Origin of the sequence: Clostridium hominis (genome assembly GCF_014287825.1) — a bacterium.
Taxonomy (GTDB): domain Bacteria; phylum Bacillota; class Clostridia; order Clostridiales; family Clostridiaceae; genus Clostridium; species Clostridium hominis.
On sequence record NZ_JACOOO010000025.1, the window covers coordinates 75,530 to 102,429 of the forward strand.

At 27.7% G+C, this 26,900-nt stretch carries 33 protein-coding genes; 30 read left to right on the plus strand and 3 right to left on the minus strand.

Going from position 1 to position 26,900, the window contains the following annotated elements; genetic code table 11:
* The 11 genes from chbG to H8S20_RS11890 all read left to right on the plus strand — a co-directional run bounded on the left by chbG (window position 1) and on the right by H8S20_RS11890 (window position 5,147).
* Window positions 1–735, plus strand: a complete 735-nt coding sequence (gene chbG / locus H8S20_RS11840) for a chitin disaccharide deacetylase (RefSeq protein WP_032119564.1) — start codon at window positions 1–3, stop codon at window positions 733–735.
* A 107-nt stretch (window positions 736–842) separates the two neighbouring features.
* Window positions 843–1,187 (plus strand): hypothetical protein, encoded by a 345-nt coding sequence (locus tag H8S20_RS11845; protein ID WP_186860250.1) that lies wholly within the window; start codon window positions 843–845, stop codon window positions 1,185–1,187.
* A 129-nt stretch (window positions 1,188–1,316) separates the two neighbouring features.
* Entirely contained in the window at window positions 1,317–1,766 is a 450-nt protein-coding gene (locus H8S20_RS11850; RefSeq protein ID WP_032119518.1) for a DUF2975 domain-containing protein, read from the plus strand.
* A 12-nt stretch (window positions 1,767–1,778) separates the two neighbouring features.
* Complete coding sequence (locus H8S20_RS11855) at window positions 1,779–1,988, plus strand: helix-turn-helix domain-containing protein (protein WP_032119517.1); 210 nt, start codon at window positions 1,779–1,781, stop codon at window positions 1,986–1,988.
* 1 nt (window position 1,989) lies between these two features.
* The gene (locus H8S20_RS11860; RefSeq protein WP_186860251.1) at window positions 1,990–2,196 is read left to right on the plus strand and encodes a DUF3955 domain-containing protein; all 207 of its coding nucleotides are present in this window, start codon (window positions 1,990–1,992) and stop codon (window positions 2,194–2,196) included.
* A 21-nt stretch (window positions 2,197–2,217) separates the two neighbouring features.
* Window positions 2,218–2,637 carry a hypothetical protein gene (locus H8S20_RS11865; protein WP_186860252.1) on the plus strand — a complete coding sequence of 140 codons (420 nt, stop codon included), beginning with the start codon at window positions 2,218–2,220 and terminating at the stop codon, window positions 2,635–2,637.
* A gap of 101 nt (window positions 2,638–2,738) precedes the next feature.
* Window positions 2,739–2,906, plus strand: a complete 168-nt coding sequence (locus H8S20_RS11870) for a hypothetical protein (RefSeq protein WP_186860253.1) — start codon at window positions 2,739–2,741, stop codon at window positions 2,904–2,906.
* A 16-nt stretch (window positions 2,907–2,922) separates the two neighbouring features.
* Window positions 2,923–3,102, plus strand: a complete 180-nt coding sequence (locus tag H8S20_RS11875) for a hypothetical protein (protein ID WP_186860254.1) — start codon at window positions 2,923–2,925, stop codon at window positions 3,100–3,102.
* A gap of 61 nt (window positions 3,103–3,163) precedes the next feature.
* Window positions 3,164–3,730 carry a hypothetical protein gene (locus H8S20_RS11880; RefSeq protein WP_186860255.1) on the plus strand — a complete coding sequence of 189 codons (567 nt, stop codon included), beginning with the start codon at window positions 3,164–3,166 and terminating at the stop codon, window positions 3,728–3,730.
* 12 nt (window positions 3,731–3,742) lie between these two features.
* The gene (locus H8S20_RS11885; RefSeq protein ID WP_186860256.1) at window positions 3,743–4,402 is read left to right on the plus strand and encodes a hypothetical protein; all 660 of its coding nucleotides are present in this window, start codon (window positions 3,743–3,745) and stop codon (window positions 4,400–4,402) included.
* Between the two features lie 22 nt (window positions 4,403–4,424).
* Complete coding sequence (locus H8S20_RS11890) at window positions 4,425–5,147, plus strand: hypothetical protein (protein WP_186860257.1); 723 nt, start codon at window positions 4,425–4,427, stop codon at window positions 5,145–5,147.
* Window positions 5,148–5,253: 106 nt separating this feature from the next.
* On the opposite strand, the gene H8S20_RS11895 is transcribed toward H8S20_RS11890, so the two are convergent.
* Window positions 5,254–5,886: a hypothetical protein gene (locus tag H8S20_RS11895; RefSeq protein WP_186860258.1), complete on the minus strand. Its 633-nt coding sequence runs from the start codon at window positions 5,884–5,886 to the stop codon at window positions 5,254–5,256.
* A 409-nt stretch (window positions 5,887–6,295) separates the two neighbouring features.
* Here H8S20_RS11895 and H8S20_RS11900 point away from each other — a divergent pair, with 409 nt between their 5' ends.
* The 3 genes from H8S20_RS11900 to H8S20_RS11910 all read left to right on the plus strand — a co-directional run bounded on the left by H8S20_RS11900 (window position 6,296) and on the right by H8S20_RS11910 (window position 8,474).
* Window positions 6,296–6,856, plus strand: a complete 561-nt coding sequence (locus H8S20_RS11900) for a sigma-70 family RNA polymerase sigma factor (protein WP_186860259.1) — start codon at window positions 6,296–6,298, stop codon at window positions 6,854–6,856.
* A gap of 1 nt (window position 6,857) precedes the next feature.
* Complete coding sequence (locus H8S20_RS11905) at window positions 6,858–7,964, plus strand: DUF4179 domain-containing protein (protein ID WP_186860260.1); 1,107 nt, start codon at window positions 6,858–6,860, stop codon at window positions 7,962–7,964.
* A 144-nt stretch (window positions 7,965–8,108) separates the two neighbouring features.
* Window positions 8,109–8,474: a hypothetical protein gene (locus H8S20_RS11910; protein ID WP_051986944.1), complete on the plus strand. Its 366-nt coding sequence runs from the start codon at window positions 8,109–8,111 to the stop codon at window positions 8,472–8,474.
* Between the two features lie 89 nt (window positions 8,475–8,563).
* Here H8S20_RS11910 and H8S20_RS11915 read toward each other — a convergent pair whose 3' ends face one another.
* Window positions 8,564–9,301, minus strand: coding sequence for a helix-turn-helix domain-containing protein (locus tag H8S20_RS11915; protein ID WP_051986943.1), 738 nt, complete (start codon window positions 9,299–9,301; stop codon window positions 8,564–8,566).
* A 178-nt stretch (window positions 9,302–9,479) separates the two neighbouring features.
* Between H8S20_RS11915 and H8S20_RS11920 the strand changes: the two genes are divergently transcribed.
* The 5 genes from H8S20_RS11920 (at window position 9,480) to H8S20_RS11940 (ending at window position 13,549) form a co-directional block, all read left to right on the plus strand.
* Complete coding sequence (locus H8S20_RS11920) at window positions 9,480–10,433, plus strand: ABC transporter permease (protein ID WP_186860261.1); 954 nt, start codon at window positions 9,480–9,482, stop codon at window positions 10,431–10,433.
* Window positions 10,423–11,373 (plus strand): iron chelate uptake ABC transporter family permease subunit, encoded by a 951-nt coding sequence (locus tag H8S20_RS11925; protein WP_186860262.1) that lies wholly within the window; start codon window positions 10,423–10,425, stop codon window positions 11,371–11,373. Before H8S20_RS11920 ends, H8S20_RS11925 begins: the two co-directional genes overlap by 11 nt.
* Window positions 11,370–12,125 carry an iron ABC transporter ATP-binding protein gene (locus H8S20_RS11930; RefSeq protein WP_032119506.1) on the plus strand — a complete coding sequence of 252 codons (756 nt, stop codon included), beginning with the start codon at window positions 11,370–11,372 and terminating at the stop codon, window positions 12,123–12,125. The genes H8S20_RS11925 and H8S20_RS11930 overlap by 4 nt, the downstream gene beginning before the upstream one ends.
* 23 nt (window positions 12,126–12,148) lie before the next feature.
* The gene (locus H8S20_RS11935; RefSeq protein ID WP_186860263.1) at window positions 12,149–13,090 is read left to right on the plus strand and encodes a siderophore ABC transporter substrate-binding protein; all 942 of its coding nucleotides are present in this window, start codon (window positions 12,149–12,151) and stop codon (window positions 13,088–13,090) included.
* Between the two features lie 150 nt (window positions 13,091–13,240).
* Window positions 13,241–13,549, plus strand: a complete 309-nt coding sequence (locus H8S20_RS11940; RefSeq protein WP_186860264.1) for a hypothetical protein — start codon at window positions 13,241–13,243, stop codon at window positions 13,547–13,549.
* A gap of 104 nt (window positions 13,550–13,653) precedes the next feature.
* Here H8S20_RS11940 and H8S20_RS11945 read toward each other — a convergent pair whose 3' ends face one another.
* On the minus strand, window positions 13,654–14,259 hold the full coding sequence (locus H8S20_RS11945; protein WP_032119504.1) for a TetR/AcrR family transcriptional regulator: 606 nt from the start codon (window positions 14,257–14,259) through the stop codon (window positions 13,654–13,656).
* Window positions 14,260–14,642: 383 nt separating this feature from the next.
* Here H8S20_RS11945 and H8S20_RS11950 point away from each other — a divergent pair, with 383 nt between their 5' ends.
* The 11 genes from H8S20_RS11950 (at window position 14,643) to larC (ending at window position 26,885) form a co-directional block, all read left to right on the plus strand.
* Entirely contained in the window at window positions 14,643–16,721 is a 2,079-nt protein-coding gene (locus H8S20_RS11950) for an immunoglobulin-like domain-containing protein (protein WP_186860265.1), read from the plus strand.
* A gap of 199 nt (window positions 16,722–16,920) precedes the next feature.
* A complete protein-coding gene (locus H8S20_RS11955; RefSeq protein ID WP_186860266.1) occupies window positions 16,921–18,438 on the plus strand; it encodes an oligosaccharide flippase family protein in 1,518 nt (505 codons plus the stop codon).
* A gap of 164 nt (window positions 18,439–18,602) precedes the next feature.
* The gene (locus H8S20_RS11960; RefSeq protein ID WP_186860267.1) at window positions 18,603–19,301 is read left to right on the plus strand and encodes a response regulator transcription factor; all 699 of its coding nucleotides are present in this window, start codon (window positions 18,603–18,605) and stop codon (window positions 19,299–19,301) included.
* The gene (locus H8S20_RS11965) at window positions 19,276–20,367 is read left to right on the plus strand and encodes a sensor histidine kinase (protein ID WP_032119501.1); all 1,092 of its coding nucleotides are present in this window, start codon (window positions 19,276–19,278) and stop codon (window positions 20,365–20,367) included. Before H8S20_RS11960 ends, H8S20_RS11965 begins: the two co-directional genes overlap by 26 nt.
* The gene (locus H8S20_RS11970; protein WP_051986940.1) at window positions 20,357–21,766 is read left to right on the plus strand and encodes a sensor histidine kinase; all 1,410 of its coding nucleotides are present in this window, start codon (window positions 20,357–20,359) and stop codon (window positions 21,764–21,766) included. Before H8S20_RS11965 ends, H8S20_RS11970 begins: the two co-directional genes overlap by 11 nt.
* A 17-nt stretch (window positions 21,767–21,783) precedes the next feature.
* Entirely contained in the window at window positions 21,784–22,296 is a 513-nt protein-coding gene (locus H8S20_RS11975; protein ID WP_186860268.1) for a hypothetical protein, read from the plus strand.
* A 115-nt stretch (window positions 22,297–22,411) separates the two neighbouring features.
* On the plus strand, window positions 22,412–22,753 hold the full coding sequence (locus tag H8S20_RS11980) for a hypothetical protein (protein ID WP_032119499.1): 342 nt from the start codon (window positions 22,412–22,414) through the stop codon (window positions 22,751–22,753).
* Between the two features lie 43 nt (window positions 22,754–22,796).
* Window positions 22,797–23,936: a glycerate kinase family protein gene (locus H8S20_RS11985; RefSeq protein WP_186860269.1), complete on the plus strand. Its 1,140-nt coding sequence runs from the start codon at window positions 22,797–22,799 to the stop codon at window positions 23,934–23,936.
* A gap of 295 nt (window positions 23,937–24,231) precedes the next feature.
* Window positions 24,232–25,050, plus strand: a complete 819-nt coding sequence (gene larE, locus H8S20_RS11990) for an ATP-dependent sacrificial sulfur transferase LarE (RefSeq protein WP_186860270.1) — start codon at window positions 24,232–24,234, stop codon at window positions 25,048–25,050.
* Window positions 25,043–25,798: a nickel pincer cofactor biosynthesis protein LarB gene (larB, locus tag H8S20_RS11995; protein WP_032119496.1), complete on the plus strand. Its 756-nt coding sequence runs from the start codon at window positions 25,043–25,045 to the stop codon at window positions 25,796–25,798. Before larE ends, larB begins: the two co-directional genes overlap by 8 nt.
* 181 nt (window positions 25,799–25,979) lie before the next feature.
* Window positions 25,980–26,885: a nickel pincer cofactor biosynthesis protein LarC gene (gene larC, locus H8S20_RS12000; RefSeq protein ID WP_366456161.1), complete on the plus strand. Its 906-nt coding sequence runs from the start codon at window positions 25,980–25,982 to the stop codon at window positions 26,883–26,885.
* The last annotated feature ends 15 nt before the right edge of the window (window positions 26,886–26,900 follow it).

Consider the following 26,900-nt stretch of genomic DNA (forward strand, 5'->3'; position numbering starts at 1 on the left):
ATGGCAAAACTTATAGTAAACGCTGATGACTTTGGATATTCAGAAGGCGTAAATCATGGAATAATATCAGCACACAAAAATGGAATAGTAACATCATGTACAGTTATGGCTAACATGCCAGGATTTGAACATGGTATGGCATTAATAAAAGAGAACCCTACTTTAAGATGTGGTGTTCATATGACATTAACTTGTTATAAACCACTTTTAAAAGATCATAAAACTATTGTTGATGAAAATGGAAATTTCTTCAGAAGACCAAGCGAAGAAGTATTAAAAAATATAGATTTAGAAGAAGTATATAGAGAGTTTAAAGCTCAAATTGAAAAAGTACGTGAAAGAGTTGAAATAACTCATTTAGATTCACATCATCATGTACATGGAGAGGAATATTTAAGACCTGTAATCGAAAGAATTGCAAATGAGTACAAGCTACCAATGAGACAATCATCTGAAATGGCTATAGATGGAGTTACATATGCTAAATGTTTAGGCAATTTCTATATGAATAATGTTAAAGAAGAGTATTTCGAAGAGCATTTATCAGAATTAAAAGAAAATGAAGTTACTGATTTAATGTGTCATCCAGCATTTGTAGATGCATTTCTTTTAGGATCAAGTTCTTACAATGTTCAAAGAGCTAATGAACATAAGATATTAACTTCTGAAAAGGTTAAAACTTTCTTAAAAGATAATGGATTTGAGTTAATAAATTATTCATTCTTTAATAAGTAATTTTATACTGTAAGTAATAATATTTTTAGACCTTCTATAATAAAATACAAGTGTAAGTCAATTAACATTGTCTAACTTGTAGCATTTATTATAGGAGGTTTTTTTAGTTGAGGAAGACGAAAGTAGTTTTAGCAGTGGGGCTTATTGGCATAATACTTATTATTTCTAGTTTTTATTTCAATTGCTATTTTATTCAAAAGAGTATTAGCGGAAACAATGAGGAGGGAATAAAAAACAGTATATTCTATCTACATAAGGATTATATAGGTGGACAGGAAGAGATAAAAATAATTGATGAATTTAACTATGATTTAAACAAAATAGTTTTATTTAAAAATGAAGAATTAACAGGAATAGCTAAGTTCGATAAGGACTCAAAAGGGAAATATAAGATAAATTTTGTAGAAACATTAGATACTAATAATATTAGAAAAGTATCTAAAGTTCCATAAAAAATAACGCTATAGTTTGATTGCTATAGTGTTCTTTTTTTGATATTTGATAATAATTTATTGATAAACAATAATAATATATTGACTTTCATGTTGGGAAAGAGGTAGAATTAAGGTGAGGTGAAAAAGATGGAAAATATGTTTTTTAGAAAATTTCTTTATATGATATCAGTTTTAGCGTTACTTTTAACTGTAGTAGGATCAGCTATATTGCCTAATTTAGCTAATTGGTATTCTGGATATATAGGTGATGGAATTGTTAGTATAGAAACATTAATATTTATTTATGCTACTATAATTCCTTTTTTAGCTATTTTAATTTCTGTAATTAAGTTAAGTAAAAATTTATTAAAATGCAAAGGCTTTAGCCGTGATAACTTAAAGAGTCTAAAGATTATAAGTATAGGGGCTTTAATAGACTTTATAATTTATCTAATAGGGACAGTATTTATATTTAAAAATTTAGTTTGCTTTGTTTTAACTTTTGCAACTCTTATGGTTTTTGTAATGTCCTATGTAATAAAAGAACTTATAAGTAATGGTATAGAGCTTCAAGATGAAAATGATCTTACTATATAGGGGTGATTACATATGATTATTGTAAATTTAGACGTAATGATGGCAAAGAGAAAAATGAGTTCGACAGAGCTAGCAGAGAGGATTGGAATAACAATGGCTAACCTTTCAATACTTAAAAATAATAAAGCAAAGGCTATAAGATTTTCAACTTTAGAAGCTATATGTGAGGCGCTAGATTGTCAGCCAGGAGATATTTTAGAGCATGTAAAAGGAGAAGAGTAAAATGAAAAGGTATATACCTACATTAATATTATTAGTCATAGATGTAATCTGTGTAGTTATATTTAATTTAAATTCTAAGGTATTAGAGGATGGAACCTTATCAGAACCTTTTTTCTTAATACCATTAATGTGGCTTATAACATTAGTAGCAGTCATTATGGCTATAGTTACTTTTGTAAAAAATAGAAAAGATAAAGAAAAGTTATAAATAAAAAAGGGATTGAGATTTATGAAGAGTAAAGTAAGTAGAATAATATTGGGGTGCTTTGATTTGTTTCTAGCAGTAGGCGCTATATACAATGGATTAATAATGGTGTCAGGAAAGTGGTGGGATGGAGAATGGCCTACAGTATGGATAGGCAGAGTTCCATTTACAAGCTGGTTTTGGCCAGGTGTTATTGCAATAGTTGTTTATGGTTTAGGTAATTTAATTGCAGCATACTATAGCTTTTCAAAGAGAGAAAGTGGATGGATTCCTTCAGGGGGAATGGGAATATTCTTTTTTCTAAGTCTTTTACTATCTATTAAAGTTTTAGGAGAAGGGTATTTAGCAACATTTATGTTTATTATTTTAAGTGGAATTCAAATGATACTTACAATTATTGTTACTATTAGTTATTTCATAGGTAGAGAAAAAGTTATAACATAAAAGCTTGGAAGATAGAAGATATTATAATACTTATTAATCTTCCTTTACTCTTATTGTAAAAAGATATAAAAGAAGATTTTTAAGAAAAAGGAGTTTTAAAAATGGGAATAACATCATGCTTAGCAATAATATTTTTAGTAGCAATTGTAGTATTCATAGGCGGAATTTTAAAGAAAAATAAATTAGCTATAATTGTATCAGTAATACTAGGATTAGTAATAATAGCATTTTTGTTGTTTTTAATATTTATTTTAATACCAGCGATGTAATGGAGGGATTAAAAGTATGATTACTATATTAAAAGTTCTAAATAGTGCAGTAGGCGGATGGATTACACTTTTCTTAGTAATGGTCAGTGGTGGAATATCATTAGTCATTTTTAAATGCTTAAAGAATGAAAAAAGTAAAAAAATAGCATCTATATATATATATATCGATAATATTTGGAATAGTAATTATATTTGACTTAATATGTCTTCTAAGTTATTTCCCTAATGGAGAGTATTTTGATGGAGGAATTAAGGGAATGGCTGTACTTGTGGCACTACCTTGTTTAATTAGCTTAATAAATATACTTATTATTATAGATAAGAAAGATAGTGATAATAAAGAAAATATATTTTTAAAAAGCTTATTGTTCTTATCGATTATTACATTATTTATTTGTTTATATAATCTTATAAATTATTTTTTATATGAAAATAATTTGATTTTCAGAGGATGGATTGATAAATTATATTTTTTTGCAGGATGTTCCTTTATATTTTTAGTAATTATAGTGATTAATTTTTACTTATATAAACTTATGAAGAAATCGTATATTCAAAAGTTTTTATCTGTGCTATCAACTATGGCAAGTATTTTTATAACACCTATTTTGATAATGTGGATGATGTTTATTTACGCATTTACTTCATATCCAGAACATACGGTTTATGAACATAGTAGATACTTAATTGCAAAGGTAAGTACTGGATTCCATCATAGTACTGTTTCTTATTATGAACCTGTTAATTTTATGATTATGAGAAAAACAAGTATACCAGAGGAAAGGTATGATGGTTCATATGATAAATATGACAGGATAGAATAGAGGAATGAGGGTATGAGAAAGAGTAGCAATAAAAAATTTATATCAAATATATTAATAATATCATCGATAAGTATTTTAATAGTATATTTGTTTGTAGAATTTAAGCTATCGCAGAATGAACTGGCATTATTTATAGTTGGGTTTAATACTATGCTTCTTTCAGGATTTATGGTACTAATTTTTATAGTTTTTTTGATAATATTCATAGTTAGGTTAGTTTTAAAAAAGAAAAAGTATTTTGTTAGGAGCTTAAGTATAATAGGTGCAATTACTATTACTACAATATTATCAACTGCAATAATGGTAAAAGAGCATAATAGATATTATCATATAATAAATAGTAATTGGAAGATTAACTTGCCAAGAGAGTATGATGAAATTTATCATACTAACAGTGGGGCGAGTTTTCATGGTGATGGCGAAAGATATTCTATATTTCAATATGAAAATTTAGATGAAATTAATAGTTTATTAGAATGGGAGAATAAGAATGATTATGTAGAGTTTAGGATTAAAGAGATATTAGATAATTTAGAAATACCGAAAGAGTATTCCCCAGATTTTAATAATGATTTTAGATATTATTATGAGATGCGAGAAGATAGATCGGAAATATATATTATTTTAGATAGTGACTTAAAGGGAATTTATATAATAGAAAATTTTCTTTAATATAGGAGAGAGAAGAGGTTATATGAGTAAGGAAAAGGGGTTGAAATTAATACTAATAATTATAGTAAGCTGTATTTTAATAAATGTTAGTATTAATGCTTATCATTCAATAAAGCAGAAGAAATTGATAAAAGAATCTGAAGAAAGGCGTGAGAATTATAAGAGTAATAGGATGAGGTTTCCTATTAAGATTAATGCAGGTGAGTATAAGGTAATAGATTATGGAGATAATTATTTACTAGATAATGAAGAGGGACTAAAGCTTTTTGATAAAGCATCAGAGTTTATATATTTAGAAAAAGTTGATACTAAGTATTCAGAGTATATAATAACTGAAAATACTACATATGTATGTGCAGATATAGAATATGAAGAAAATTATATGCAGTATTTAGAATATCATCTTCCAATAACTAATAATCAATTAAATAACCTGAGAAACTTTATGAGAGAAACAAATAATGAGAGCCTTGAGGTTGTTCCATTTAATGATGGAATATATTGTTTTATTAGCGGGAAGTCAGAACAGTATATTTTAAATATAGATAATAAAGAGTTACTTTGGACTAGAGGATCTTATTATGAATCACCAATTTTTGATCCGGTTACAGACACATTAACTTGTGGTGGGGATTTAAGTGCAACGGATTATGTATTTAATAAATATGGGGAATTAATAGAAACTAAAGAGTATGGTATTATGGTTTATAAGTATAATATTTTAAAGACTTATAGTGTAATTTAATTTGATAAATATAGTTTTTATTAAAAGAAAAGTTGTATTATAGAAATTATTATTACTTCATAGTAGAAACACCAGTGGAGATTAGAAGCTCCACTGGTGTTTCTATTTATTTCAAAATCAAAAATACCATTATAATAATTTGCAAGAATATTATTATAGGATAGATTATTTTATATATAAGCTTCTCACTATTTATATCTCTTACTAAGTTACTTGAAAATCTAAGTGTCTTACTTTTCTTAGCAAATATAATTCCTAAAACTATTTCGCTTAAAACTGAACCAATCAATATTGTTAAACAGCCACATAATCCAATTAAAAATTTTGTACCCATATTAGGAGTTAAAATAGTTACTCCAAAGCAAATAACCATATTTACTATAGAAGTAATAATTATTAAAAAGAAGTTGTCATATACTCTCTGCCAGCTGAAATCTGAGTATGAAGATGTTTTATAAAAGTTATAAAGACTTTTTTCTTTATATATGTTTGACTTACCTAATGAATCAAGTTTTTCTTTAAGTTCTTTAATAAGATCTCCTATATTTTCTAATACTACGGTGAGACGTATACTTTTTTTACCATAGATAATCTTCATCCATCCACCCGTATATTTTATTGACGGAAATTTTAAAGCTATTATATCAGAATAAGAAATAGATGTTTCTTTTTTACCATTGCTATAAATTAGCATATTATCAGTTAATATTACAAAAGTATTTCTCAGATTTCTATACATTATAAAATATAAGAATATATAACCAATGACAAGTCCAAGGAAAATGGGAAATATAGCAAATGATAAGGCGGAGAGAAATTCTAAGCTGTGAGTATTTTTATCAGACACAAAAATTATTAAAGTAAAGTATATAAATATAGAGAGAATGTATATAAAACTTCCTAAGAAAAACTTAAAAGGTTGTCTTATATGTTTTCTATATACATATTTATGTGAAATATCTTGTTTCATAGATTACCTCCTAAAGTGAAATTACAATAATTATAACATATATGGTAAAATATGCAGATGAGTTAAGGTCAGTATTAGTATTTTATATTAATTTAATAAATTGTGAGAATAAATAAGTTTTTTTTCGTTGTATAAAGTGTAAGAGCTTTTACAAGACTTTGAAGTAGGAGAAAAATAGATGAGAGTTAATAATTCGAATTATCTAAAAAGGCTAAAAAATAAAAAGGAAGATGCCTTAGGGTTTATAGTAGATAAATATTTACCTTTAGTAAAAGGGGTTACCTTTAAGGTTCTTTATTCAGTTGGAAACAACGAAGTTATGGAAGAATGTATTAATGATATTTTCCTTTCCATATGGAATAATTCACATAAATTTAATGGCGATGATGATGATTTTAGAAAGTGGATATGTGCTATAGCAAAATTTAAAGCTATTGATTATTATAGAAAACTAAATAAAAATTTAGAAATTGCTATAGGTGATATTAATGAAAAAGAAACATATTCAGTAGAGGATGAAGTAATATTTAGTGAAGAAAAGGAAGCGGTAATTGAGTTATTAAATACCTTGAATGAAATGGATAGGAAGATATTTATAATGAAGTTTTTCTTAGATATCAAGTCAGAGAATATAGCAAAAAGATTGGGAGTTACAAAAGCTTCAATTGATAATAGGATTTATAGGGGAAAGAAAAAACTTAGAGAGAGAAAAAGTATGATGAATATGGAGGTAAGGTAATATGAATGATATTTATGAAATGATTAATGATATAGAAATAGACGAAAGTGAATTTATTGAAATGGAAGTTGATGAAGTAGAAGTAAAAAGGGTTAAGAATTCTTTACGAAAAAATATCAAAAAGAGCAATAAAAGTAGGGGGAAGTGGATAGCAACAGCTAGCATAGCATCTACAGTTATCATAACCTTAGGAATATCATTTCCAACTTATGCAAAGCAGATACCTATAATAGGAAATATATTTGAAGCTTTAGAGGATTCTATTTATAAGAATTATAAAGAAAATGCTAATGAAATTAATGTTACAAAGGAAAGTAACGGAATAAGTATAACTATAAATGATGCTATATTTGACGGAACAAATATTACATTAACATATACTATAGAAAGTGATAAAGACTTAGGTGAAACTATTAGGTTATGGGACTGGTTTAAAATAAAGGGATATGAGCATAGTGGAAACACTACAAGTTCAAGTTTTATTAAGATTGCAGACAATACCTACATTGGTCAAGAAAATATTAATATTTTTGATTTAGCTCAAAATCCTAGAGAAAATATAGAGTTTACATTAGACATAAAAGGAATAATAAATAATGATGATATGTCAGAAATAAAAGGCAAGTGGAAATTTGATATTAGTTTAGAAGCAATAAAAGGAGAAACTGTAGTTGTTAATAAGAGTGTTGAAAACGAAGGGGTAACTGCTACTATAGACAGATTAACATTAAATCCAATGTCTACATTTATAGCATTTTCTCAAGGTGTTTCTAAAGATGTTAGGCAGAAATATGATGGTATTATGATGGAACTAGAAGTTAAAGATGACTTAGGAAATATATATTTAAGTGATGCACATGGTTCTACTGGTGATACAGATTTTAACTTATCTTCTAGTATTACTATAGAAAAAGTGAAAGAAGGAGCTAGTCATCTAATAATAACTCCGAAGGTGATATTAAAGGATTTAGGAGAGGTTCGATATGTAGAACAAGAATCAAAGGATGGTAAAACTGGAGAAACACATATGGGACTTGCAGAAACTCGTGATTGTGAGGGCTTTAAGGAAATAATTTTAGATGATATTGTAGTAGATTTAAATAAATAAGTTTATTAGGAAAACAATAAGGTAATGGTATTAATTGTATCATTACCTTATTTTAAATTAGAGATTTAGAATAAATATTTATGGATATTTAGGGGAAATTATAAAAAGAGATAAAATTACTATTTTTTATAGTGAGGTATTAAAATGAAGAAGTTTTTAAATGAAAAAGTACTTATGGTAGTAGATTTTTTAGAGCTAATAATAGCAATTCTTTTAGCTGTTTTTATTGGCATAGCAGTTATTTATCTAGCAGGTGATTTAATGGCTATATTTACAGAGAGTGATAAATTAGAAGCATTCAGCGTGTATTTAGATATAGCTTTTAATTTTGTTATAGGAATAGAGTTTATAAAAATGCTATGTAAGCATACACCAGAAACGGTAGTAGAAGTATTGCTTTTTGCACTTGCAAGGGGATTGATTGTTGGGCATATGTCTACTTTTCAAAATTTGATAGGAATATTATCTATTGTTATATTGTTTGCAACTAGGAAATATTTATTTCGTTAGAAATATATTATGTTTAATAAAAAATTAGAAATTAATAATGATAAATTAAAAGAAACTGCTTTGTAGCAGTTTCTTTTAATTAAATAAAGTTATTTTAAGTTAGTTAGCTCATTTCTATATTGAACGGGAGTAATATTATTAAGTCTTTTAAAATTATTATTAAAGTAATTTACAGAGTTATAGCCTACTGTAAATGCGACTTCTGTAATTGAGAGTTCTGTATCTTTAAGAAGTTCCTTAGCTTTATCAATTCTATAATGACTTAAATAATGAGAAAAAGTTTTACCAGTATGTTCTTTAAATATTGTGCAGAAATAACTTTTATTAATATTAATACTTTCGCAGACTTGATCTAAAGTAAATTGCTTTTTATAATTTTCTTCAATATATTTAATAGCTTTATTTACGTTAAAATTATAGCTTGTCTTTTTCGATTGATTAATAGATTGATTTTCTAATTTCATATATAAAATATTTAATAAATAGCTTATACAATGTTTCGGCTTAAAGATAGCTTTTTTAGAAGATTCATTAGTTGTATATGGGCCTATTAAATAAAAACCAAATTCATAAGTTTTAGAAATGATAGGACATATTGTGAAGTTAACTTCATCTATAGGTGAAATATCTATAGGTGAAGCTATTTTTATATCGGAATTTAATTTTAGAGTTAACTCTTCAAAATCAACTTTTTCTAATATGGAAGCTGTTATTTCATCGTAGCCTACTGAATAATATTCATTTCCTTTTGATGAGAAAGCTTTAATTGGAAGATGAGTAGAAAAATAGAAAGATTCCATATTAAATTTAAATGTTATTGGGTTCATAAATTCACCTCCTAAATTAACCTAAATATATTTTAATAAAAACAAATATAGTATAAGACATCTTTTAAAAATAATGATAATATACAAATATGAAATTGATAATCTTTATCAATTAGTAAGTGTTATTATAGCATATAGTAAGAAAATAGTCTATATGAGATAAGTTGGGGGAAGGCAGATGAAGAAAAGATATTTGTTTTTAATACTTATATTATTATCTATTATATCTATATTTATAGGTGTTAGTAATATAAGTATAAGAGACATATTTGAATTAAATATAGATAAAATAGAAGTCATTTTTATAAGTAGATTACCAAGACTTATAGCAATAATAGTTGCAGGGGTAGGACTTAGTATAAGTGGACTTATAATGCAACAGATTAGTAAAAATAAATTTGTATCGCCAACAACGGCAGCAACAGTTGATTTTGCAAAGCTTGGAATTTTATTTTCAATGGTAGTATTAACTTCAGCAAGTATAATGCAAAAGATGATTACTTCATTTATATTTGCTGTAGTAGGAACAATGATTTTTATGAAGATGATAAAAGCTATTAAGCTTAAAAATATAATATTTGTACCCTTAGTTGGTATGATGCTTGGTAAGGTAGTTGGATCTATAACATCATTTATAGCCTATAAATATGATTTAGTGCAAAATGTAACATCTTGGATGGAAGGTGATATGTCGCTAATTATGAAAGGTGGATATGAATTGCTTTACTTAAGTGTTCCAATGGTAATATTAGCATTTCTTTATGCGAATAAGTTTACAATTGTTGGGATGGGGGAAGAGTTTTCTATAAACCTTGGACTTAATTATAACTTTGTAGTAAACGTAGGACTTGTAATAGTAGCTTTAATATCAGCAGTTACAATTATAACAGTTGGGAATATACCATTCTTAGGACTTATAATTCCTAATATAGTAAGTCTTTATAGTGGTGATAACTTGAAGAAAACTTTATATCATACAGCTTTATTAGGACCGGTTTTCTTACTAATATGTGATATTTTAGGAAGAGTAATAATTTTCCCATTTGAAGTATCAATAGGAATGATGGTTGGAGTAATTGGTAGTGCTATATTCCTTTATATGATTATAAGGGGGACTAAAGATGAAGAATAATAAGAAAATAATAATTTTAACAATAGTAGCAGTAACGCTTATGGGGTTATTTTTGTCAATAGGTGTAAATAGTGCAAATTATCAATATGTAATGTATAGGCGTATGCCTAAAATAATTGCAATGATTTTAACAGGATCAGCAATTGGGTTTTCATCTTTGATATTCCAAACGGTAACTAATAATAGAATATTAACCCCGAGTATTTTAGGGCTAGATTCATTATATGTGTTACTACAAACAACAATAGTATTTTTACTTGGATCATCATCAGTACTTATTACAAATGGAAATATAAATTTTATTATAACAATAGTGGTTACAATAGCTTTTTCAGCTTTGCTTTATAAGTTTGTATTTAGAAAAGGTACTAAAAATATATTTACAATACTTTTAATAGGAGTTATTTGTGGAACTTTATTTGAAAGTTTAACTAATTTTATGCAAGTTCTTATTGATCCAACAGAGTTTTTAGCTGTTCAAGATAAAATGATGGCAAGCTTTAATAACGTAAATACAGATATATTATTTTTATCAAGTATTGTAATAATAATTTCAATAGCTTATTGCTATGACATTATAAAAGTATTAGATGTAATGTCACTTGGAAGAGACGAAGCTATTAGCTTAGGTGTAGATTATGATAAGATGTCTAAGAAAATTCTTGTTGTAGTTGTAATACTTACTTCAGTATCGACAGCACTTGTCGGGCCTATAACATTCTTAGGATTATTAGTTGTAAATATTGCAAGACAAATGGTTAAGTCATATAAACATGAAATTCTAGGTGTGATTACAATAATTTTAAGTATTATAGCTTTAGTTGGTGGACAACTTATAGTCGAACAGTTAATGAATTTTGGAACTTCAGTAAGTGTGATTATAAACTTTATTGGAGGAATATACTTCATTTACTTAGTTATGAAGGAGAGAAATAGATGATAGAGGTTAGGAATATAACAAAAAGTTATGGTGATAAAAAAGTAGTTGATAATGTCTCTCTTAATATAGAAGAAGGAAAGATAACATCTTTTATAGGTCCTAATGGAGCTGGTAAAAGTACTTTATTATCAATAATAAGTAGGCTTATAAAAAGAGATTGTGGAGAAGTGATTATTGATGGTAAGGAAGTTTTAGAATGGGATAACAAGGAACTAGCAAAAAAGGTTTCTATTTTAAGACAGACTAATAATATAAACATAAGATTAACTATACGAGAGTTGGTTGAATTTGGAAGGTTCCCGCACTGCGGAGGTAACCTAAAGAAGGAAGACATAGAAAATGTTGAACAAGCTTTAAGATATATGAAACTTGAAGATATTCAAGATAAATATTTAGATGAATTAAGTGGTGGACAAAGACAAAGGGCTTATATAGCTATGGTTATTGCTCAAAATAGTGACTATATATTCCTAGATGAACCACTTAACAACTTAGATATGAAGCACTCTGTAGAAATAATGAAAATACTAAGAACACTAACAGATGAGCTTGGGAAAACTGTAGTAATAGTTATTCATGATATAAACTTTGCATCATGTTACTCAGATAATATAGTAGCTCTAAAGGATGGAAAGCTAGTTAAGAATGGACCTGCTACAGATACAATTCAGAAAGAAGAACTAGAGAAAATATATGAAATAGATTTTCATATAGAAAATATTAATAACAGAAATATTTGTGTATATTTCTAATTGAATTTAAGGGGGAAAGAAAAATGAAGAATAAGTCAATGATTATAGGAATAGTGGTAATATTATTAATAGCTGCAGGTGTTACTATACCGAAGTTTATAGGAGGAAGAAATGAATCTGTAAGCGAACAAATAACAATAACTCATGTATCAGGAGATACGTTAGTAAATACAAATCCTAAGAGAGTTGTAGTATTTGATTATGGTATATTAGATTCTTTGGACGCTTTAGAGATAGAAGGAATAGTAGGTGTAGTTCAGGATGGACTTCCTGGTTATTTAAGCAAGTATGCTGGTGAAGAATATTCAGCTATAGGTACTTTAAAAGAGCCTGATATGGAAAAAATATTTGAACTAACTCCAGATTTAATAATAATTACAGGTAGACAAGCTGATTATTATGAAGAGTTAAATAAAATAGCTCCAACTATAAATTTAGCTATGGATACTTCAGATTACTTAGGATCATTCAAAAGTAACATGAATACTTTAGCTCAAATATTCGGAAAAGAAAAAGAGGTTACTACTAAAGTTGAAGAAATAGAAAATACTATCTCTGAATTAAATGCAAAAGTTACAGAAAAAAATATAAATGGATTAATAACTTTAGCTAATGATGGAGCATTTAGTGTTTATGGTCAAGATTCAAGATTTGGTATAATTCATAAAGAGTTTGGAGTGATTCCGGTAGATGAAGCTATAGAGGGATCAACTCATGGACAAAAGGCATCATTTGAGTATGTTGTTGAAAAAAATCCAGAATATTTATTTGTAGTTGATAGAGCTGCTATTGCAGGTGGAAATACTTCAGCTAAAGAATTATTTGATAATGAATTAATTGCAAAAACAGATGCGTATAAGAATGATAATATAGTATACCTTGACCCAGTAATATGGTATACATCTGTAGGTGGATTTACATCTACTACTAAGATGGTTGAAGAAATTAATGCAGCAATAAAATAAATTAAATCAAATCTAATAAAGGTAGGTAGTCGTAAATTTATGACTACCTATCTTTATTATTTAAATTCTTTTAGAAAAGTTTTTGAAATAAAGATAAAGAAAGATATATAATAAGCTTAAGTATATAAACCTAAAGGAGAAAAAAATAAGATGGACATTTTTAAAATATTAAATAATGATATAGATGGATTAACAGATGAAGAAAAAGCTTTTGCAGATCAATTTAATTATACTTTAAGAGAAAAAATAATGGATGAATTAGTAGAATGTGAAATAAACGAGCTTATCAACAATTTAAAAGTAGATAAAGAAATATTCAAAGAAAAAGTCGGAAATATATTTATAAATGGGAAAAAAGGATATAAAGATATGCCTATGAAAATATTGATTGATATATATTTAAGCAAGATGAATGAAGGGGATTTTGTAAACTTAATTGAGTCAATTAGCGCTGTTTAATTAATAAATAAAGAATAATTGAAAAAAGTTGCGAGCGAAGCTCCAAAGGTAAAAGCCGACTGAGTAGAGTGGGAAATCTTTCACTAAAGTGCTTCGCCCTTTATTTATGATTTTATAATTAGGTGTTGTCCAAGTTTTGAGAAGAAGTCTGTAATAGTATTAATATATTCTTCATCATTAGTATCAAGAATACCTAGAGAGGCTTGTATTGCAAATCCATCTAAGGCAGCTACTAAAATAGAAGCAACTAATTTTTTATACTTTTCATTTTCTATTCCGTATGTATAAACAAACATATCAGAAGCCTTCTTAATTATTGATTCGTAAGTTTCCTTATACTCTTTTAATAACTCATTTTCATCTAGTAAAACATTTGCTGTAAGCAATATATGTAGACGTTGCGCTGTAAGATTGCTAAGTCTTTTTGAAGTTGCAACCCTTATTTCTTCAATAATTTCAGAAGATGGTTTTAATGAATCTCCTTTATAGGCATTTAAATCGCTGATGAAATGAATATGCTTTGTAACAGCATCGTGAATTAATTCGTCTTTATTTCTATAATGATGATAAATCGCTCCTGTTGTAATTCCAGCTTCTCTTGCAATTTCTCTAACGGTAGCTTTTTCAAAACCTTTTCGTAAAAATACTTTTACAGCAGCATCTATAATTTTTTCTCTTTTTATAATAGCTTTAGTTTTTAAATTTTCCATGTCTAATCTCTCCAATCTTTAAAAAAATTATACCATAAAGCTATAAAATAGTTAAATTATTCTTGGTGCTTAAGATTCAATAAAGTATCATTATTTATGCCAATTGTTATGTTTTTAGAAAATTTAAAAAATAACTATCGAAAGTAGTAATAATGTTTTTCTTTGAGCAGATTTCAGTATAAACTTAGTTTGTTTTTATTACTGTAATTGTAGGGCTGATGATTTTAAATGATATTGGAAGGTATAGTAATTTATTAAATACTATACCTTCTATTTATATTGTCTTGCAATGTTTACAAATAGATTACAATAAGTAACTAAAAAAGACACATTCATATACTGTAGTAAAAGTAATTTTATAATAATCTAAAGGTGGTTAAATGATGAAAGGCTACAAAAAAATAATAGCTCTATCTATTGCTGCAACTTTAGTATACTCATATTTTACTGGAATTACAGTATATTCTTCAGATGAAATAACTAAACAAGAGTTTACTAATGTTTCGGATTTACAGTATGAAAAAAAGGAAAATAGTATATGGATAACTGGATATAATGGCAGTGAGGAAAAAATAAGTTTACCTGAGAAGATAGAAGATTTAGAAGTAACTAATATTGGGGCTAATGCATTTAAAGGCAGTAAGATAAAAGAAGTAGAAATGCCATTTATAAAAGATATTGGAGAATGTGCATTTTTAGATTCAAGTAATTTAGAGAAGATAGAAGTATCTAGTGAGGTTCTAGTAAATGGAGATGCTTTTAATGGAACAAACATTAATACAATTATAGTTAATTACGGTGAAGAGGATATAGCTGATAAGAGTATATCCCAATGGGAAGAAATTGTTAAGAAAATTGATGGTATTAACTTAGATAATATAAGTGGCAAGTTTATTACTAATAATGAATACACTAAAAATTTAGATGATCTTGTGGGACCGGTAATAACTTTAAATGGTGATGCAGAAATAAATATAGAAATAGGGTCACAGTTTGTAGATTTAGGAGCTACTGCTTATGATGAATTTGAAAAGGTTGATACTATAGTAACTTCAGAAGGTTCAGTAGATACATCTAAATTAGGACATTATATAGTAACTTATAAATCTATAGATAGCTCTAGGAATCTTTCAACTTTAACAAGAAAGATAAATGTAGTAGATACAGTAGCTCCAGAAATTGTTCTAAACGGAGATAATGAAATAACAATTGAAGCAGGGCAAAAATATGAAGAATTAGGTGCTATAGGTATAGATAAGGTAGATGGAACCTTTAAGGCAAGTGTATTAGGAGAAGTTAATACTAGTATTCCAGGAGAGTATATTTTAACTTATACAGCTACTGATAACTCTGGCAATTCATCAACAATTACTAGGAAGGTTAAAGTGATTGATACAACAGCTCCAGATATAACATTGAATGGTAAGAATGAAGTAACTGTAGAAGCTGGAAGTAAGTATGAAGAGTTAGGAGCAATAGGAAAAGATATAGTAGATGGAGAACTTAAAGCTACTATATCAGGAGAGATTAATACAAGTAAGATAGGGGAATATAAATTAACTTATACAGTTACTGATAGTTCCGGTAATTCAGCTACTACAACAAGAAAGATAAATGTAAAAGATACAAAAGAACCTGATATAATATTAAATGGTAAAAATGAAATTACAATAGAAGCAGGAACTAAATATGAAGAATTAGGTGCTAATGCTAAAGATTTGTTTGAAGGGAAAAAGGAAGTAAAAATAAGTGGGAAAGTAAATGTAAGTGAACCTGGAGAATATATGGTAACTTATACAGCTGAAGATACTTTAGGAAATAAAGCAGTAGCTATAAGAAAAGTAAAAGTAGTAGACACTACATCACCTATAATAATATTTAATGGAGATAAAGAGATAACTATAGAAGCAGGAACACAATATGTAGAACCAGGAGCTAGTGGAAAAGATATAGTTGATGGTTCAGTTGAAGTAAAGATAAGTGGAGTAATAGATACTAGTAAAGTAGGAGAATATAAAATTAATTATTCAACAAGTGATAAGGCTGGTAATAAAGCAAGTGCTGTAAGAAAGGTTAAAGTAGTAGATAGAGTAGCTCCCATTATAACATTAAATGGTGAAAGTAAAATAAATTTAGAAGTTGGAGATAAATATGAAGAGTTAGGAGCTGTTGCAAAAGATAAGGTAGATGGAATAATACCTGTAACAATAAATGGAGAAGTAGATATAAATAAAGCTGGAGAGTATACAATAACTTATAAAGCTATAGATAATTCTAAAAATGAATCTACTATTTCTAGAAAAGTAAAGGTTTCTGAAAAAATAGCAGAAGATGAAGATAATCAAGTAAAAGTAGAAAAGACATATAATGATAAACTATTGTTAATAGTTATTATTTCAGGCGTTATAATTTTAGGTGGAGTAGTTGCAGGATCAGTATATTATTATAAAAAAAGAAAATAGATAAGAATATATTTAAGTGACAAGCGACAAGTTAAAAGTGATAAATTAATGAAGAAACTCCTAAGTGGGTTTCTTCATTTTATGTAATAAGATACTATTTAGTTTTTTTATATTAGTGGTATTTATAATTAATTATTGATAGTAATTAATTATAAGAGCTTAACATATAGTAGCTATATAAATAAATGAGAGGTATTATATGGGAAAAAAAGCAGAGAATCTTTTTGTAAATACCATTATATTAACAATTACAGCACTTATAATGAGAGTTATAGGGATTATATATAAGGTATACATATCTAATGAGTTAGGAACAGAGGGAATGGGATTATATAAGCTTATAGGAACTGTTAGTTCCTTAGCTATAACTTTTGCAATATCAGGTGTAAGCACAGGTGTTACAAGAATAGTATCAGAGGAAGTTTCAAAAAAGAATTATAGTAATATTAAGACTATAGTATTTAAGTCCGGTGTAATATGTGGAGGATTAAGTATAGTAGCTTCTACAATATTATTTGTTTTTTCTGAAAATATAGCATTATTATTTTTAAAGGATGAAAGGGTTATAATGTCACTTAAAATAGTGGCTATAAGCATTCCATTTATAGCAATTTCATCATGTATAAAAGGATATTTCTTTGCAGTAAGAGATATTTTTATTCCAATAACTTCACAGTTTTCAGAACAGTTTATAAAAATAACTGTAGTTGTAGGATTATTAAGCTTAGTTATGCCTCGTGGATTAGAATATGGGTGTGCTGTACTTGTGTTAGGAACAGCAATTAGTGAGATTTTTTCTTGTATTTATGTATTTATAGCATACAAGCTAGAAAAGAGAGAGAATAAATATTTTAGTATAGTAAAAGGGAAAAGTGATGATCTATTAAAGAGACTGTTTAATATAGCATTACCTGTGGCAGGAAGCTCTTACATTATGTCAGGGTTTAGAACTTTAGAGATGATGTTAATACCTACAAGTCTTGTAAAATTTGGTATGTCAACAAGAGAAGCTGTCAGTATTTTAGGTGGGGTAATGGGAATGGTATTTCCAATCATATCATTTCCTGCTGTATTATTAATGTCATTAGGCAGAGTTTTAATACCGGAAATTTCAAGAGCAAGGACTATAAATAATAATGAAAGAGTAAATAGTTTAATTAGTAGAAGTATTGGATTCACATGTATTATAGGAATAATTTCATTTTTTATTTTCATAAATTTTTATAATGAGCTATCTATATCAATATACAATAGAGCAGACATAGGAGAATTCTTTAAAATGATATCTATAGCTATTCCTTTTATGTATATAGATATGATTATAGGTGGGATATTAAATGGATTAAACCAGCAGGTAAAGTCTTTAGAATACCAAATATTAGAATCAGTATTAAGGATTATTCTTATATATGTAATATTACCGTTAAAAGGTGTAAATGGATTAATTATAACTATGTTCATTACTACAGTTTTTAGTTTTACATTAAGTTCTATAAGAGTTATTAAGGTAACAAATTTAAAACTAGATTTAGTTAACTGGGTTGTAAAACCAACGATTTTTTCTTTTATATCAATAACATTTGGCAAGGTAGTGTATAGTCAATTAATTAAGTATGATTTGAATATTGGAGCCATGATAGCTATGGTAATATTTATTATTTTAATGATATATTTATTGTTATTAAAGATATTTAATTGTATAAAGTTGAGAGATTAATAAATGCCTCTGAGGTTAATCCAATATATGGATTAACCTCATAGGCATTTTTGTTAGAAAAAGTTTAGAAATACAACCATAGGTTTGTAAGATTTATGGTGTAATATTAAGTTAAGGGAAATAATGTTATAATTGAGGTGATGAAATTTAAGGTGGTAGAAAATATGAATAAGTATAATGTTTTAGTAGTAGATGATGAAAAAGAGATAATAGATGCAATAGAAATATATTTACAAAGTGAAGATATTATAATTTTAAAAGCCTATGATGGAGTAGAAGCCTTAGAGATTTTAGAAAAAGAAAAAATACACTTAGTTATTATGGATATAATGATGCCAAATATGGATGGGATGAGAGCTACTATGAAAATTAGAGAGGATAAAAATATACCTATAATAATACTTTCTGCAAAGTCTCAAGATACAGATAAGATTTTAGGGTTAAATGTTGGAGCTGATGATTATATAACAAAACCTTTTAATCCTTTAGAGCTTATAGCAAGAGTAAAATCTCAACTAAGAAGATATATGGACTTAGGCCATTATAAAAGTGAAAATGATTCAGAAAGGATTAAAGTTGGGGATTTAGTTCTTGACCAAAAGAGCAAATCATTTCAAGTTAATGGAGATAGTATAAAAATCACCCCTATAGAATATAAAATTTTAGAATTACTTATGAGTAATGTTGGGAGAGTGTACTCTGCTGAAGCTATATATGAAAGTGTATGGGGAGAGCGTTGTATATCAACAGATACAGTAATGGTACATGTTAGAAGAATAAGAGAAAAAATAGAGATAGATCCTAAGAATCCTAGATATTTGAAGGTGGTATGGGGTATTGGATATAAGATTGATGAAAATTAAAGACGATAAACTTTTGCTTAGAAGAAATTTAAATATATTAAAGTTTATATATAATATCATTTTTATAATAATACTTCTAGTTTCGGTGTTCTGTATAGAGAACAATAGAATCTTAATTTCAATATCCATAATATTGGTCTATTTAAATAGTATTTTGTTTTTTAAGTTCGTTATTAATACAGTAAGAGTAACTTTGACATGGAGAAATATTGAAGAATATATTGAAGGAATAGAATCAGGAAAAGAGAGTATAGAGGATATTCAAAAGAAGTTAATAGGTAATGATATAGAAAAATACTGCCTAGGAAAACAGTATGGGAAAATAGCAGATGAAACTAAGGCTATATTAGATAGAGTAACCGAATCTATTAATAATATAAATAAAAATGAGAAGATGAATATTGACTTAGTTAATAATGTTACTAATAAATTAGATAAACCTTTAGAAGACATTATTAAAAATATTGAAAAATTAAAAAAATGCAATGAAGATAAGGGTGCTATAAAGAATATTAAAGATAAATCTAGCAATATGAGAATACTGATTGATGAATTGTTTGAAGCTGCAAAGGTATCAAGTGGAGATATAAATCTAGAAGTGTATAAAATAGAGGTTACAGCGTTATTGAAACAGGCTTTTATAGAATATAAAGATAAGATAGATAGTTCTACGATTTTATATAAGATTAATATTCCGAAAGAAAAAGTATACATCAAATCAAATGGAGAAAAGATGTGGAGAGTATTTGATATATTAATTCAAAACACTTTAAAACATTCACTAGATAAAAGTAGAGTATATATTGATTTATTTGAAAAAGAAGCTAACGTTTATATAAGATTTAGAAATATATCTAAAAATGAATTAAACATCGAAGCTAAAGAGTTGATAAGTGTAATAAATAAAAACAAAGAAGCAGATAGATCAGGCTTAGGATTAGAAATAGCTAAAAATTTAGTTCATCTTCAAAATGGTAAATTTGATTTAGATATTAAAGGTGATTTATTTACAGTTCTAATATCGTTTCCGATCTATATAGGGGATGGTGAAGATAATGATAAGTAAATATATTGAAGAAAAGAAGTTCTGCAGTAGATGGGTAAGTGATGAAGAAGCTAATAAATTTAAGATAATAAATGAAAGAGTTCTTATAGAAACATGGCTTGGAAGAATTCTGTTGATTATAAATTACTTTGTAGTTAGAAGGCTTGTACACACTACTGGAGAAAGTTTCTTTCCTAGTTATAATACTGAAGCTAATAAGTATATAGTTATATTAACATGGATTGTTTTTACTATAATAGTCTTTATATCAATAGTTCAATTAGTAACTAAAAATAAAGTATATGTATCCGATTCAACTCTAAGCGAAGATAAGGTGACATACTATAAATATAGAATTTTTCATAGAGTATTTAGAGTTTTTATTTTAGTTTTAACTTATATGACCTTATATCAAATATTATTTCAATTTACTATAAGAGGTATAGATATTAAAAAAACTATTCTTATATGGATTGTAGCAGTTAATTTAGTAGTGTTAGTTTATTTAGCTTTTATAGTTGGAAAGAATGGATTCAAAGGAGTTATGCTTTCGTCAACATTAGAAGATGCATTGGAGGATAAAAATTATAGCTTATCAGATTTGAAGAAGAAGTTAAGTGAAAAGAGAAGTGAAATAAATGATATTAACTCAGTAGATTTAACAATAACTTTTAGTGCGATAGATGATTTGATTAATGTTGCAGAAAATACTGGTATTGTAGAGAAAAAATCTTTTATAAGTAAAACAGAATTAATAACTAATGTATCACATGATTTAAAAACTCCTTTGACTTCTGTAATTAACTATGTGAATTTTCTAAGTAGGGATGGTATAACAGATAAACAAAGAGAAGATTATATAGGAATTTTAGAAAGAAAAACTATTAGCTTAAAAAGCTTGATAGATGATTTGAAAGAATCAATTGGATCTAATGATGAAACTGAAAATGTGGAATTAGAAAATATAAATATTTTAGATGTACTAGAATATGCTTTGTTTGAGTTTAAAGAAAAAGTTGAGGAATCATCATTAGAGTTTAATCTTAATATTGAAGATAAGAAAATAAAAAAGAGTAACATAAATTATAAGAAGATGATTAGAGTATTTCATAATTTGATTTCTAATATATTAAAATACTCAGAGGGAAATAGCAAAGTATATATTAAGTTAGAACAAGAGGAGTCAGTGGATTTTATAAAAGGTTACTACACGAGAGTTACATTTAAAAATACTTCGGCCAATGAAATTACTATTAAAGGAGAAGAACTTATTGAAAGGTTTCGAAGAGGTGATTCTTCAAGAAATACAGAAGGTTCAGGATTGGGATTAAATATTGCAAAGAGTCTTATGGAGCTACAAGGCGGGGAACTAAAAGTAAATGTGTATGGAAAAGAGTTTATTGTAGATGTAATAATTTAATAAAGGGGAGTTTAGAAATGAAGAGAGAGGTTAAGTTAAATAATGTTATATTTCCAATATGGATGATGTGGATTTTTCCACCATTGGCCTTACTTGCTTTAGCAGGTAATTTTGTTATAGATAGTATAGTTATATTAGCAGCCTTTGCAATATTTAAGGTTGTAAAAAGCACAGGAATATCTATAGGCCAATTATATAAAAAAAGTATTTTAAAGGTATGGGTATTTGGATTTTTAGCAGATATCGTTGGAGCTATAATGTTGTTTGTAATAATGCTTGCTTGCGAAAACAACAATGAGCTAGTAGCTGCAATTTGTTATAATCCATTTAATAATATTGTAGGGTTTTTAGTAGTGGCAGCAGCTGTTTTATTAGCTGTAGTTTTGATATGGATATTTAATTACTACATTGTTTTTAATAAGTTGATTAAAGATTCAAAGATAAGAATGAAGATAGCATTGACTATAGCTATAGTTACTATGCCTTGGACATATTTAATTCCAACGCAATGGTTATACAATGGATTTTAAAGATATATAAGAGAAGAAGAGTTATTTAAGAGATATAGATTAATTTCTATATCTTTTTTGTTTATAAGAATTAAAAAAAGTTAATAATTTAGAAAATATAAAAAAGGAGAAATTTATGTTTCAAGAGTTTGAGTGCGGATCTAAATGTCTATGGTTAGATTGTGATATAGTATGTGAGCTGTATAAGTATAGTAATTTAACCATTGATGATATAATTAGCAAGATATTTAAGGATCATAATGAAATTATAATTGATGAAGTCAATAACAGAATCTATTACTCTATTATGTTAATAGAAGAAGATGAGTATAGGGTTTATTATACTGAAAATAGTCGGGAAATAATATTGTCAATGGAGTCTCGTAATACACCAGGGTTTACTGTAATAGCTAGAGAAGATAATGGTGAAGAACTAGCTTATATTTGTATGGAATTGGATGAGTATGATAAACTTTAAAATATATTACAATAAAAATTAATAGTATATGGGGAGAATAAAGATGAATAAGGCTGTGTTAATCCCAGATTCTTTTAAAGGGACTTTAAGCTCAACACAAATTTGTGATGTTATGAAAAAGAACATAAATAAACATTTTCCAGAGTGTGAAGTTATCTCCATACCAGTCGCTGATGGTGGAGAAGGAAGTGTAGATTGCTTTTTAAGTGCATTAGGTGGAAAGAAGGTATTCACAGTAGTTAAAAATCCTTACTTTGAAGATATGGAATCATTTTATGGATTAATAGATAATGGACAAACTGCTGTAATTGAAATGGCTAGTTGCGCTGGATTGCCTCTGGTAGAAGGGAGAAAGAATCCAAGAAAAACTACAACTTATGGTGTTGGAGAATTAATTTTACATGCTGTAAATAACGGATGTAAAAAGATTATAGTTGGTTTAGGAGGAAGCTGTACTAATGATGGTGGGGTTGGAGCAGCTTCAGCTATAGGGGTAAAGTTCTTTGATAATAATGGGAAAGAATTTATTCCAACAGGAGGAACACTTATTGATATTAACAGAATAGATGTTTCAAATATTATTGAGAATATTAAGAACGTTGAAATAGTTACAATGTGTGATATTGATAATCCTATGTATGGGAAAAATGGTGCAGCTTATATTTTTGCTCCGCAAAAAGGTGCCACAACTGAAGTTGTAGAAGAACTTGATAAAGGTTTAATGAATTTATGTAATGTTATAAAAAGAGATCTTTTGATTGATTTAAAGAGTGTTAAAGGCGGGGGAGCTGCTGGAGCTATGGGAGCTGGAATGATAGCATTTTTTAACTCAAGATTAGAGATGGGAATAGAAACTGTTTTAAATACTGTAAAGTTTAATGAGATAATAGAAGATGCAGATATGATTTTTACAGGTGAAGGTAAAATAGATAGCCAGAGCTTAAGAGGAAAAGTAGTTATTGGAGTTGCAAAGAGAGCTAAAGCTAAAAATGTTCCTGTTACTGTAGTGGTAGGTGGTGCTGATAATGATGTCGAAAAGGCATATGATATAGGTATATCGTCTATATTTACAATTAATAGGCTGCCAGAAGCACTTGAAACTAGCAAGCATAAGAGCAAGGAAAATTTAGAAGCTACTATTGATAATATAATTAGACTAATTAAAACATTAGAGAAAAAATGATAATTTAAGAAAAAATGTATATTTAGGTATTAATTGATAAGTATATGCTTGATGGATATTGAAACCAAGTATATACTTATTTTATAAGTGAGGTTCTAAATTTCACCCACAGGGCTCATATGTAATTTAGATAATCGAACTTACAGCTACGAATGTAAATTAGTAGTGTGTTTCCTTATAGATAACTATTTGTAGAAATAAAAAGGAATAAGAAATATATTTATATTGGCAATGTGATTAAAATATAAGATTGTTTAGAAAGTTACAGAATTTTAATTTCAGTAAGGAGAATTTTATGGGAAAATATGAGGTGTTGTTGGAGAGATTAAAAGAAAAAGAAAATGTATGTATAGCTTTTTCTGGTGGTGTTGATAGTACATTTTTGCTAAAAGCTGCTAAAGTAGCTTTAGGGAAGAATGTTTTAGCTATAACAGTTACTTCGTCAATGTGCCCTGAAAGAGAATTAAATGAGGCTAAGAAGTTTTGCTACAACCTTGGGGTTAAGCACATACTTATAGAAGCTGATGAATATAGCGTACCTGAGTTCATAGAAAATGGTAAAGAAAGATGCTATTTTTGTAAGAGAGGAATATTTACTAAAGTTAAGGCTATAGCTAAGGAAAATGGATTTGACTTTGTTGCCGATGGCAGTAATAAAGATGATGATAATGATTATAGACCTGGGATGAGAGCGTTAAGAGAATTAGGCGTTATAAGTCCATTAAAAGAGGCAGGATTAACAAAGAATGAAATAAGAGAAATCTCTAAAGAGTTAAATATAGAAACTTGGGACAAACCGTCTATGGCATGTTTAGCCTCTAGAATACCTTATGGTAAGTCTATTACTAGAGAAAAACTTAAGAAGGTTGAATTAGCTGAAGAATTCTTATTAAGTAAAGGTTTTAAACAATTTAGAGTAAGATATTATGATGAACTTGCTAAAATTGAAGTATTAAAAGAAGAAATAAGTAAAATAATATCTATTTCCCAGGAAATTATATCTAAATTTAAGGAAATAGGATTTACTTATGTAACTATTGATTTAGAAGGTTTTAGAACAGGCAGTATGAATGAAAGTCTAAAGGGTATAAAAGTAGGTGAGGATATTGAATAAAGAAGATATCATAAAATTATTAGATGATTATAAACAAGATAAAATAGATTTAAATGGAGCAATCAGCCAGATTAAGTCTCTTCCTTATGGTGATTTAGGATATGCTAAAATTGATCATCATAGAGCTATACGAAATGGATATCCAGAAGTTATTTATGGAGAGGGAAAAGCTATATCACATATTCAAGGAATAGTTAAGCATATGCTTGAAAAACATGAAAAAAATATTCTTTGTACTAGAGCAAGTAGAGAGGTTTATGAGGCTATAAAAGAAGTTACAGATGAGGCAATTTATTATGATTTAGCAAGAATTGTAGTAGTTAAAAGGGAAGAAGTAGAGAAGCCTAAGGGAAAAATAGTAGTTGTAACTGGCGGCACTGCAGATGTACCTGTTGCTGAAGAGGCAGCTGTTACAGCAGAAGTTTTAGGAAATGAAGTAGTTAGATTATATGATGTAGGGGTAGCTGGGATACATAGACTTTTATCAAATGTAAATATACTACAAGAAGCTAATGTAGTTATAGCAGTAGCAGGAATGGAAGGTGCACTAGCTAGTGTTGTAGGAGGCATGATAGACAAGCCTTTAATAGCTGTTCCAACTTCAGTTGGATATGGTGCAAATTTTGGCGGTGTATCAGCGTTATTATGTATGCTAAATAGCTGTGCTAGTGGAGTAAGTGTAGTAAATATAGATAATGGCTTTGGGGCCGCTTATACAGCTTCAATGATAAATAGAATAAATCTGTAAGTGAAAATCTAAATCTTTGATTTAGTTATTTGAACTTAACTGAAAGCCAAAATTTTAATTTGGTAGCTTGAAATTACACTGTAAGTATAGACCTACGAATATATATGAGTAGTGTGTTTCATTATAGTTAACTAATAGATTATATATTGTAGTGGAGTTAAAGAAAGGATAGAGGAGATTTATGAGAACTTTATATTTTGATTGTTTTGCGGGAATAAGTGGGGATATGACTTTAGGGGCATTTATTGATTTAGGTGTTGATAAAGAGATATTAATAAAAGAGTTGGATAAATTAAAAGTTTCAGGTTATAAAATTGATGTAACTAAGAAAAGTAAAAATGGAATTGTTGGAACAGATGTTGATGTTGTACTAAATTCAGTAAAAGATGATATGTATGATCATAAACACGACGAAGATAATCATATTCATGAACATACACATATACATTTAGAGGAAGTTGCATGTGAGAATAATCATGTACATGAAGTTAGTCATAATCATGCTTGTGATAAAGGACATATCCACAATCATGACAATTCACATGAATTTGGAGAGCATCATCATAGAAGCTTTAAGGATATAAGAGAGTTAATAGAAGGCTCAGATTTAGATCAAAAGGTAAAGGATTTAAGTATAAAGATTTTTCATAGTGTAGCAAAAGCTGAAGCAAAGATTCATGGAAAGGAAGTTGATGAAGTTCACTTTCATGAAGTAGGAGCAATAGATTCTATAGTTGATATTGTTGGAACGGCAATTTGCTTTAATGAATTAAAGGTAGATAAAGTGGTTTCAAGTCCATTACATATAGGTATGGGAACAATAAAATGTCAACATGGTGTTATACCTGTACCAGCGCCAGCAACATTAGATATATTAAGAGATGGTAAAGTTCCTGTATATTCAACTGGGGTAAAAAAAGAAATTGTAACTCCAACAGGTGCAGCTATAGTTGCTACTTTAGCTGATGAGTATGGAGATATTCCAGAAGGAATAGTAGAAGCTATTGGATATGGTTGTGGCAAGAGAGAAACAGAATTAGCTAATATGTTAAGATTGACTATTATGGAATCTAAAAAAAAACATTAAATGAGATATATGTAC

Bases quoted from the DNA above. Each gene is read 5' to 3' on its own strand.
- H8S20_RS11935 (WP_186860263.1), top strand. From the start codon at position 12,149: ATGAAGAATAAGTCAATGATTATAGGAATAGTGGTAATATTATTAATA.
- H8S20_RS11915 (WP_051986943.1), bottom strand. From the start codon at position 9,301: ATGAACCCAATAACATTTAAATTTAATATGGAATCTTTCTATTTTTCT.
- H8S20_RS11955 (WP_186860266.1), top strand. From the start codon at position 16,921: ATGGGAAAAAAAGCAGAGAATCTTTTTGTAAATACCATTATATTAACA.
- H8S20_RS11865 (WP_186860252.1), top strand. From the start codon at position 2,218: ATGAAGAGTAAAGTAAGTAGAATAATATTGGGGTGCTTTGATTTGTTT.
- H8S20_RS11950 (WP_186860265.1), top strand. From the start codon at position 14,643: ATGAAAGGCTACAAAAAAATAATAGCTCTATCTATTGCTGCAACTTTA.
- H8S20_RS11885 (WP_186860256.1), top strand. From the start codon at position 3,743: ATGAGAAAGAGTAGCAATAAAAAATTTATATCAAATATATTAATAATA.
- H8S20_RS11960 (WP_186860267.1), top strand. From the start codon at position 18,603: ATGAATAAGTATAATGTTTTAGTAGTAGATGATGAAAAAGAGATAATA.
- chbG (WP_032119564.1), top strand. From the start codon at position 1: ATGGCAAAACTTATAGTAAACGCTGATGACTTTGGATATTCAGAAGGC.
- H8S20_RS11980 (WP_032119499.1), top strand. From the start codon at position 22,412: ATGTTTCAAGAGTTTGAGTGCGGATCTAAATGTCTATGGTTAGATTGT.
- H8S20_RS11890 (WP_186860257.1), top strand. From the start codon at position 4,425: ATGAGTAAGGAAAAGGGGTTGAAATTAATACTAATAATTATAGTAAGC.
- larE (WP_186860270.1), top strand. From the start codon at position 24,232: ATGGGAAAATATGAGGTGTTGTTGGAGAGATTAAAAGAAAAAGAAAAT.
- H8S20_RS11920 (WP_186860261.1), top strand. From the start codon at position 9,480: ATGAAGAAAAGATATTTGTTTTTAATACTTATATTATTATCTATTATA.
- H8S20_RS11870 (WP_186860253.1), top strand. From the start codon at position 2,739: ATGGGAATAACATCATGCTTAGCAATAATATTTTTAGTAGCAATTGTA.
- larC (WP_366456161.1), top strand. From the start codon at position 25,980: ATGAGAACTTTATATTTTGATTGTTTTGCGGGAATAAGTGGGGATATG.
- H8S20_RS11985 (WP_186860269.1), top strand. From the start codon at position 22,797: ATGAATAAGGCTGTGTTAATCCCAGATTCTTTTAAAGGGACTTTAAGC.
- H8S20_RS11895 (WP_186860258.1), bottom strand. From the start codon at position 5,886: ATGTATAGAAATCTGAGAAATACTTTTGTAATATTAACTGATAATATG.
- H8S20_RS11860 (WP_186860251.1), top strand. From the start codon at position 1,990: ATGAAAAGGTATATACCTACATTAATATTATTAGTCATAGATGTAATC.
- H8S20_RS11850 (WP_032119518.1), top strand. From the start codon at position 1,317: ATGGAAAATATGTTTTTTAGAAAATTTCTTTATATGATATCAGTTTTA.
- H8S20_RS11930 (WP_032119506.1), top strand. From the start codon at position 11,370: ATGATAGAGGTTAGGAATATAACAAAAAGTTATGGTGATAAAAAAGTA.
- H8S20_RS11945 (WP_032119504.1), bottom strand. From the start codon at position 14,259: ATGGAAAATTTAAAAACTAAAGCTATTATAAAAAGAGAAAAAATTATA.
- H8S20_RS11875 (WP_186860254.1), top strand. From the start codon at position 2,923: ATGATTACTATATTAAAAGTTCTAAATAGTGCAGTAGGCGGATGGATT.
- H8S20_RS11970 (WP_051986940.1), top strand. From the start codon at position 20,357: ATGATAAGTAAATATATTGAAGAAAAGAAGTTCTGCAGTAGATGGGTA.
- H8S20_RS11940 (WP_186860264.1), top strand. From the start codon at position 13,241: ATGGACATTTTTAAAATATTAAATAATGATATAGATGGATTAACAGAT.
- H8S20_RS11910 (WP_051986944.1), top strand. From the start codon at position 8,109: ATGAAGAAGTTTTTAAATGAAAAAGTACTTATGGTAGTAGATTTTTTA.
- H8S20_RS11855 (WP_032119517.1), top strand. From the start codon at position 1,779: ATGATTATTGTAAATTTAGACGTAATGATGGCAAAGAGAAAAATGAGT.
- H8S20_RS11925 (WP_186860262.1), top strand. From the start codon at position 10,423: ATGAAGAATAATAAGAAAATAATAATTTTAACAATAGTAGCAGTAACG.
- H8S20_RS11975 (WP_186860268.1), top strand. From the start codon at position 21,784: ATGAAGAGAGAGGTTAAGTTAAATAATGTTATATTTCCAATATGGATG.
- H8S20_RS11880 (WP_186860255.1), top strand. From the start codon at position 3,164: ATGGCTGTACTTGTGGCACTACCTTGTTTAATTAGCTTAATAAATATA.
- H8S20_RS11900 (WP_186860259.1), top strand. From the start codon at position 6,296: ATGAGAGTTAATAATTCGAATTATCTAAAAAGGCTAAAAAATAAAAAG.
- H8S20_RS11905 (WP_186860260.1), top strand. From the start codon at position 6,858: ATGAATGATATTTATGAAATGATTAATGATATAGAAATAGACGAAAGT.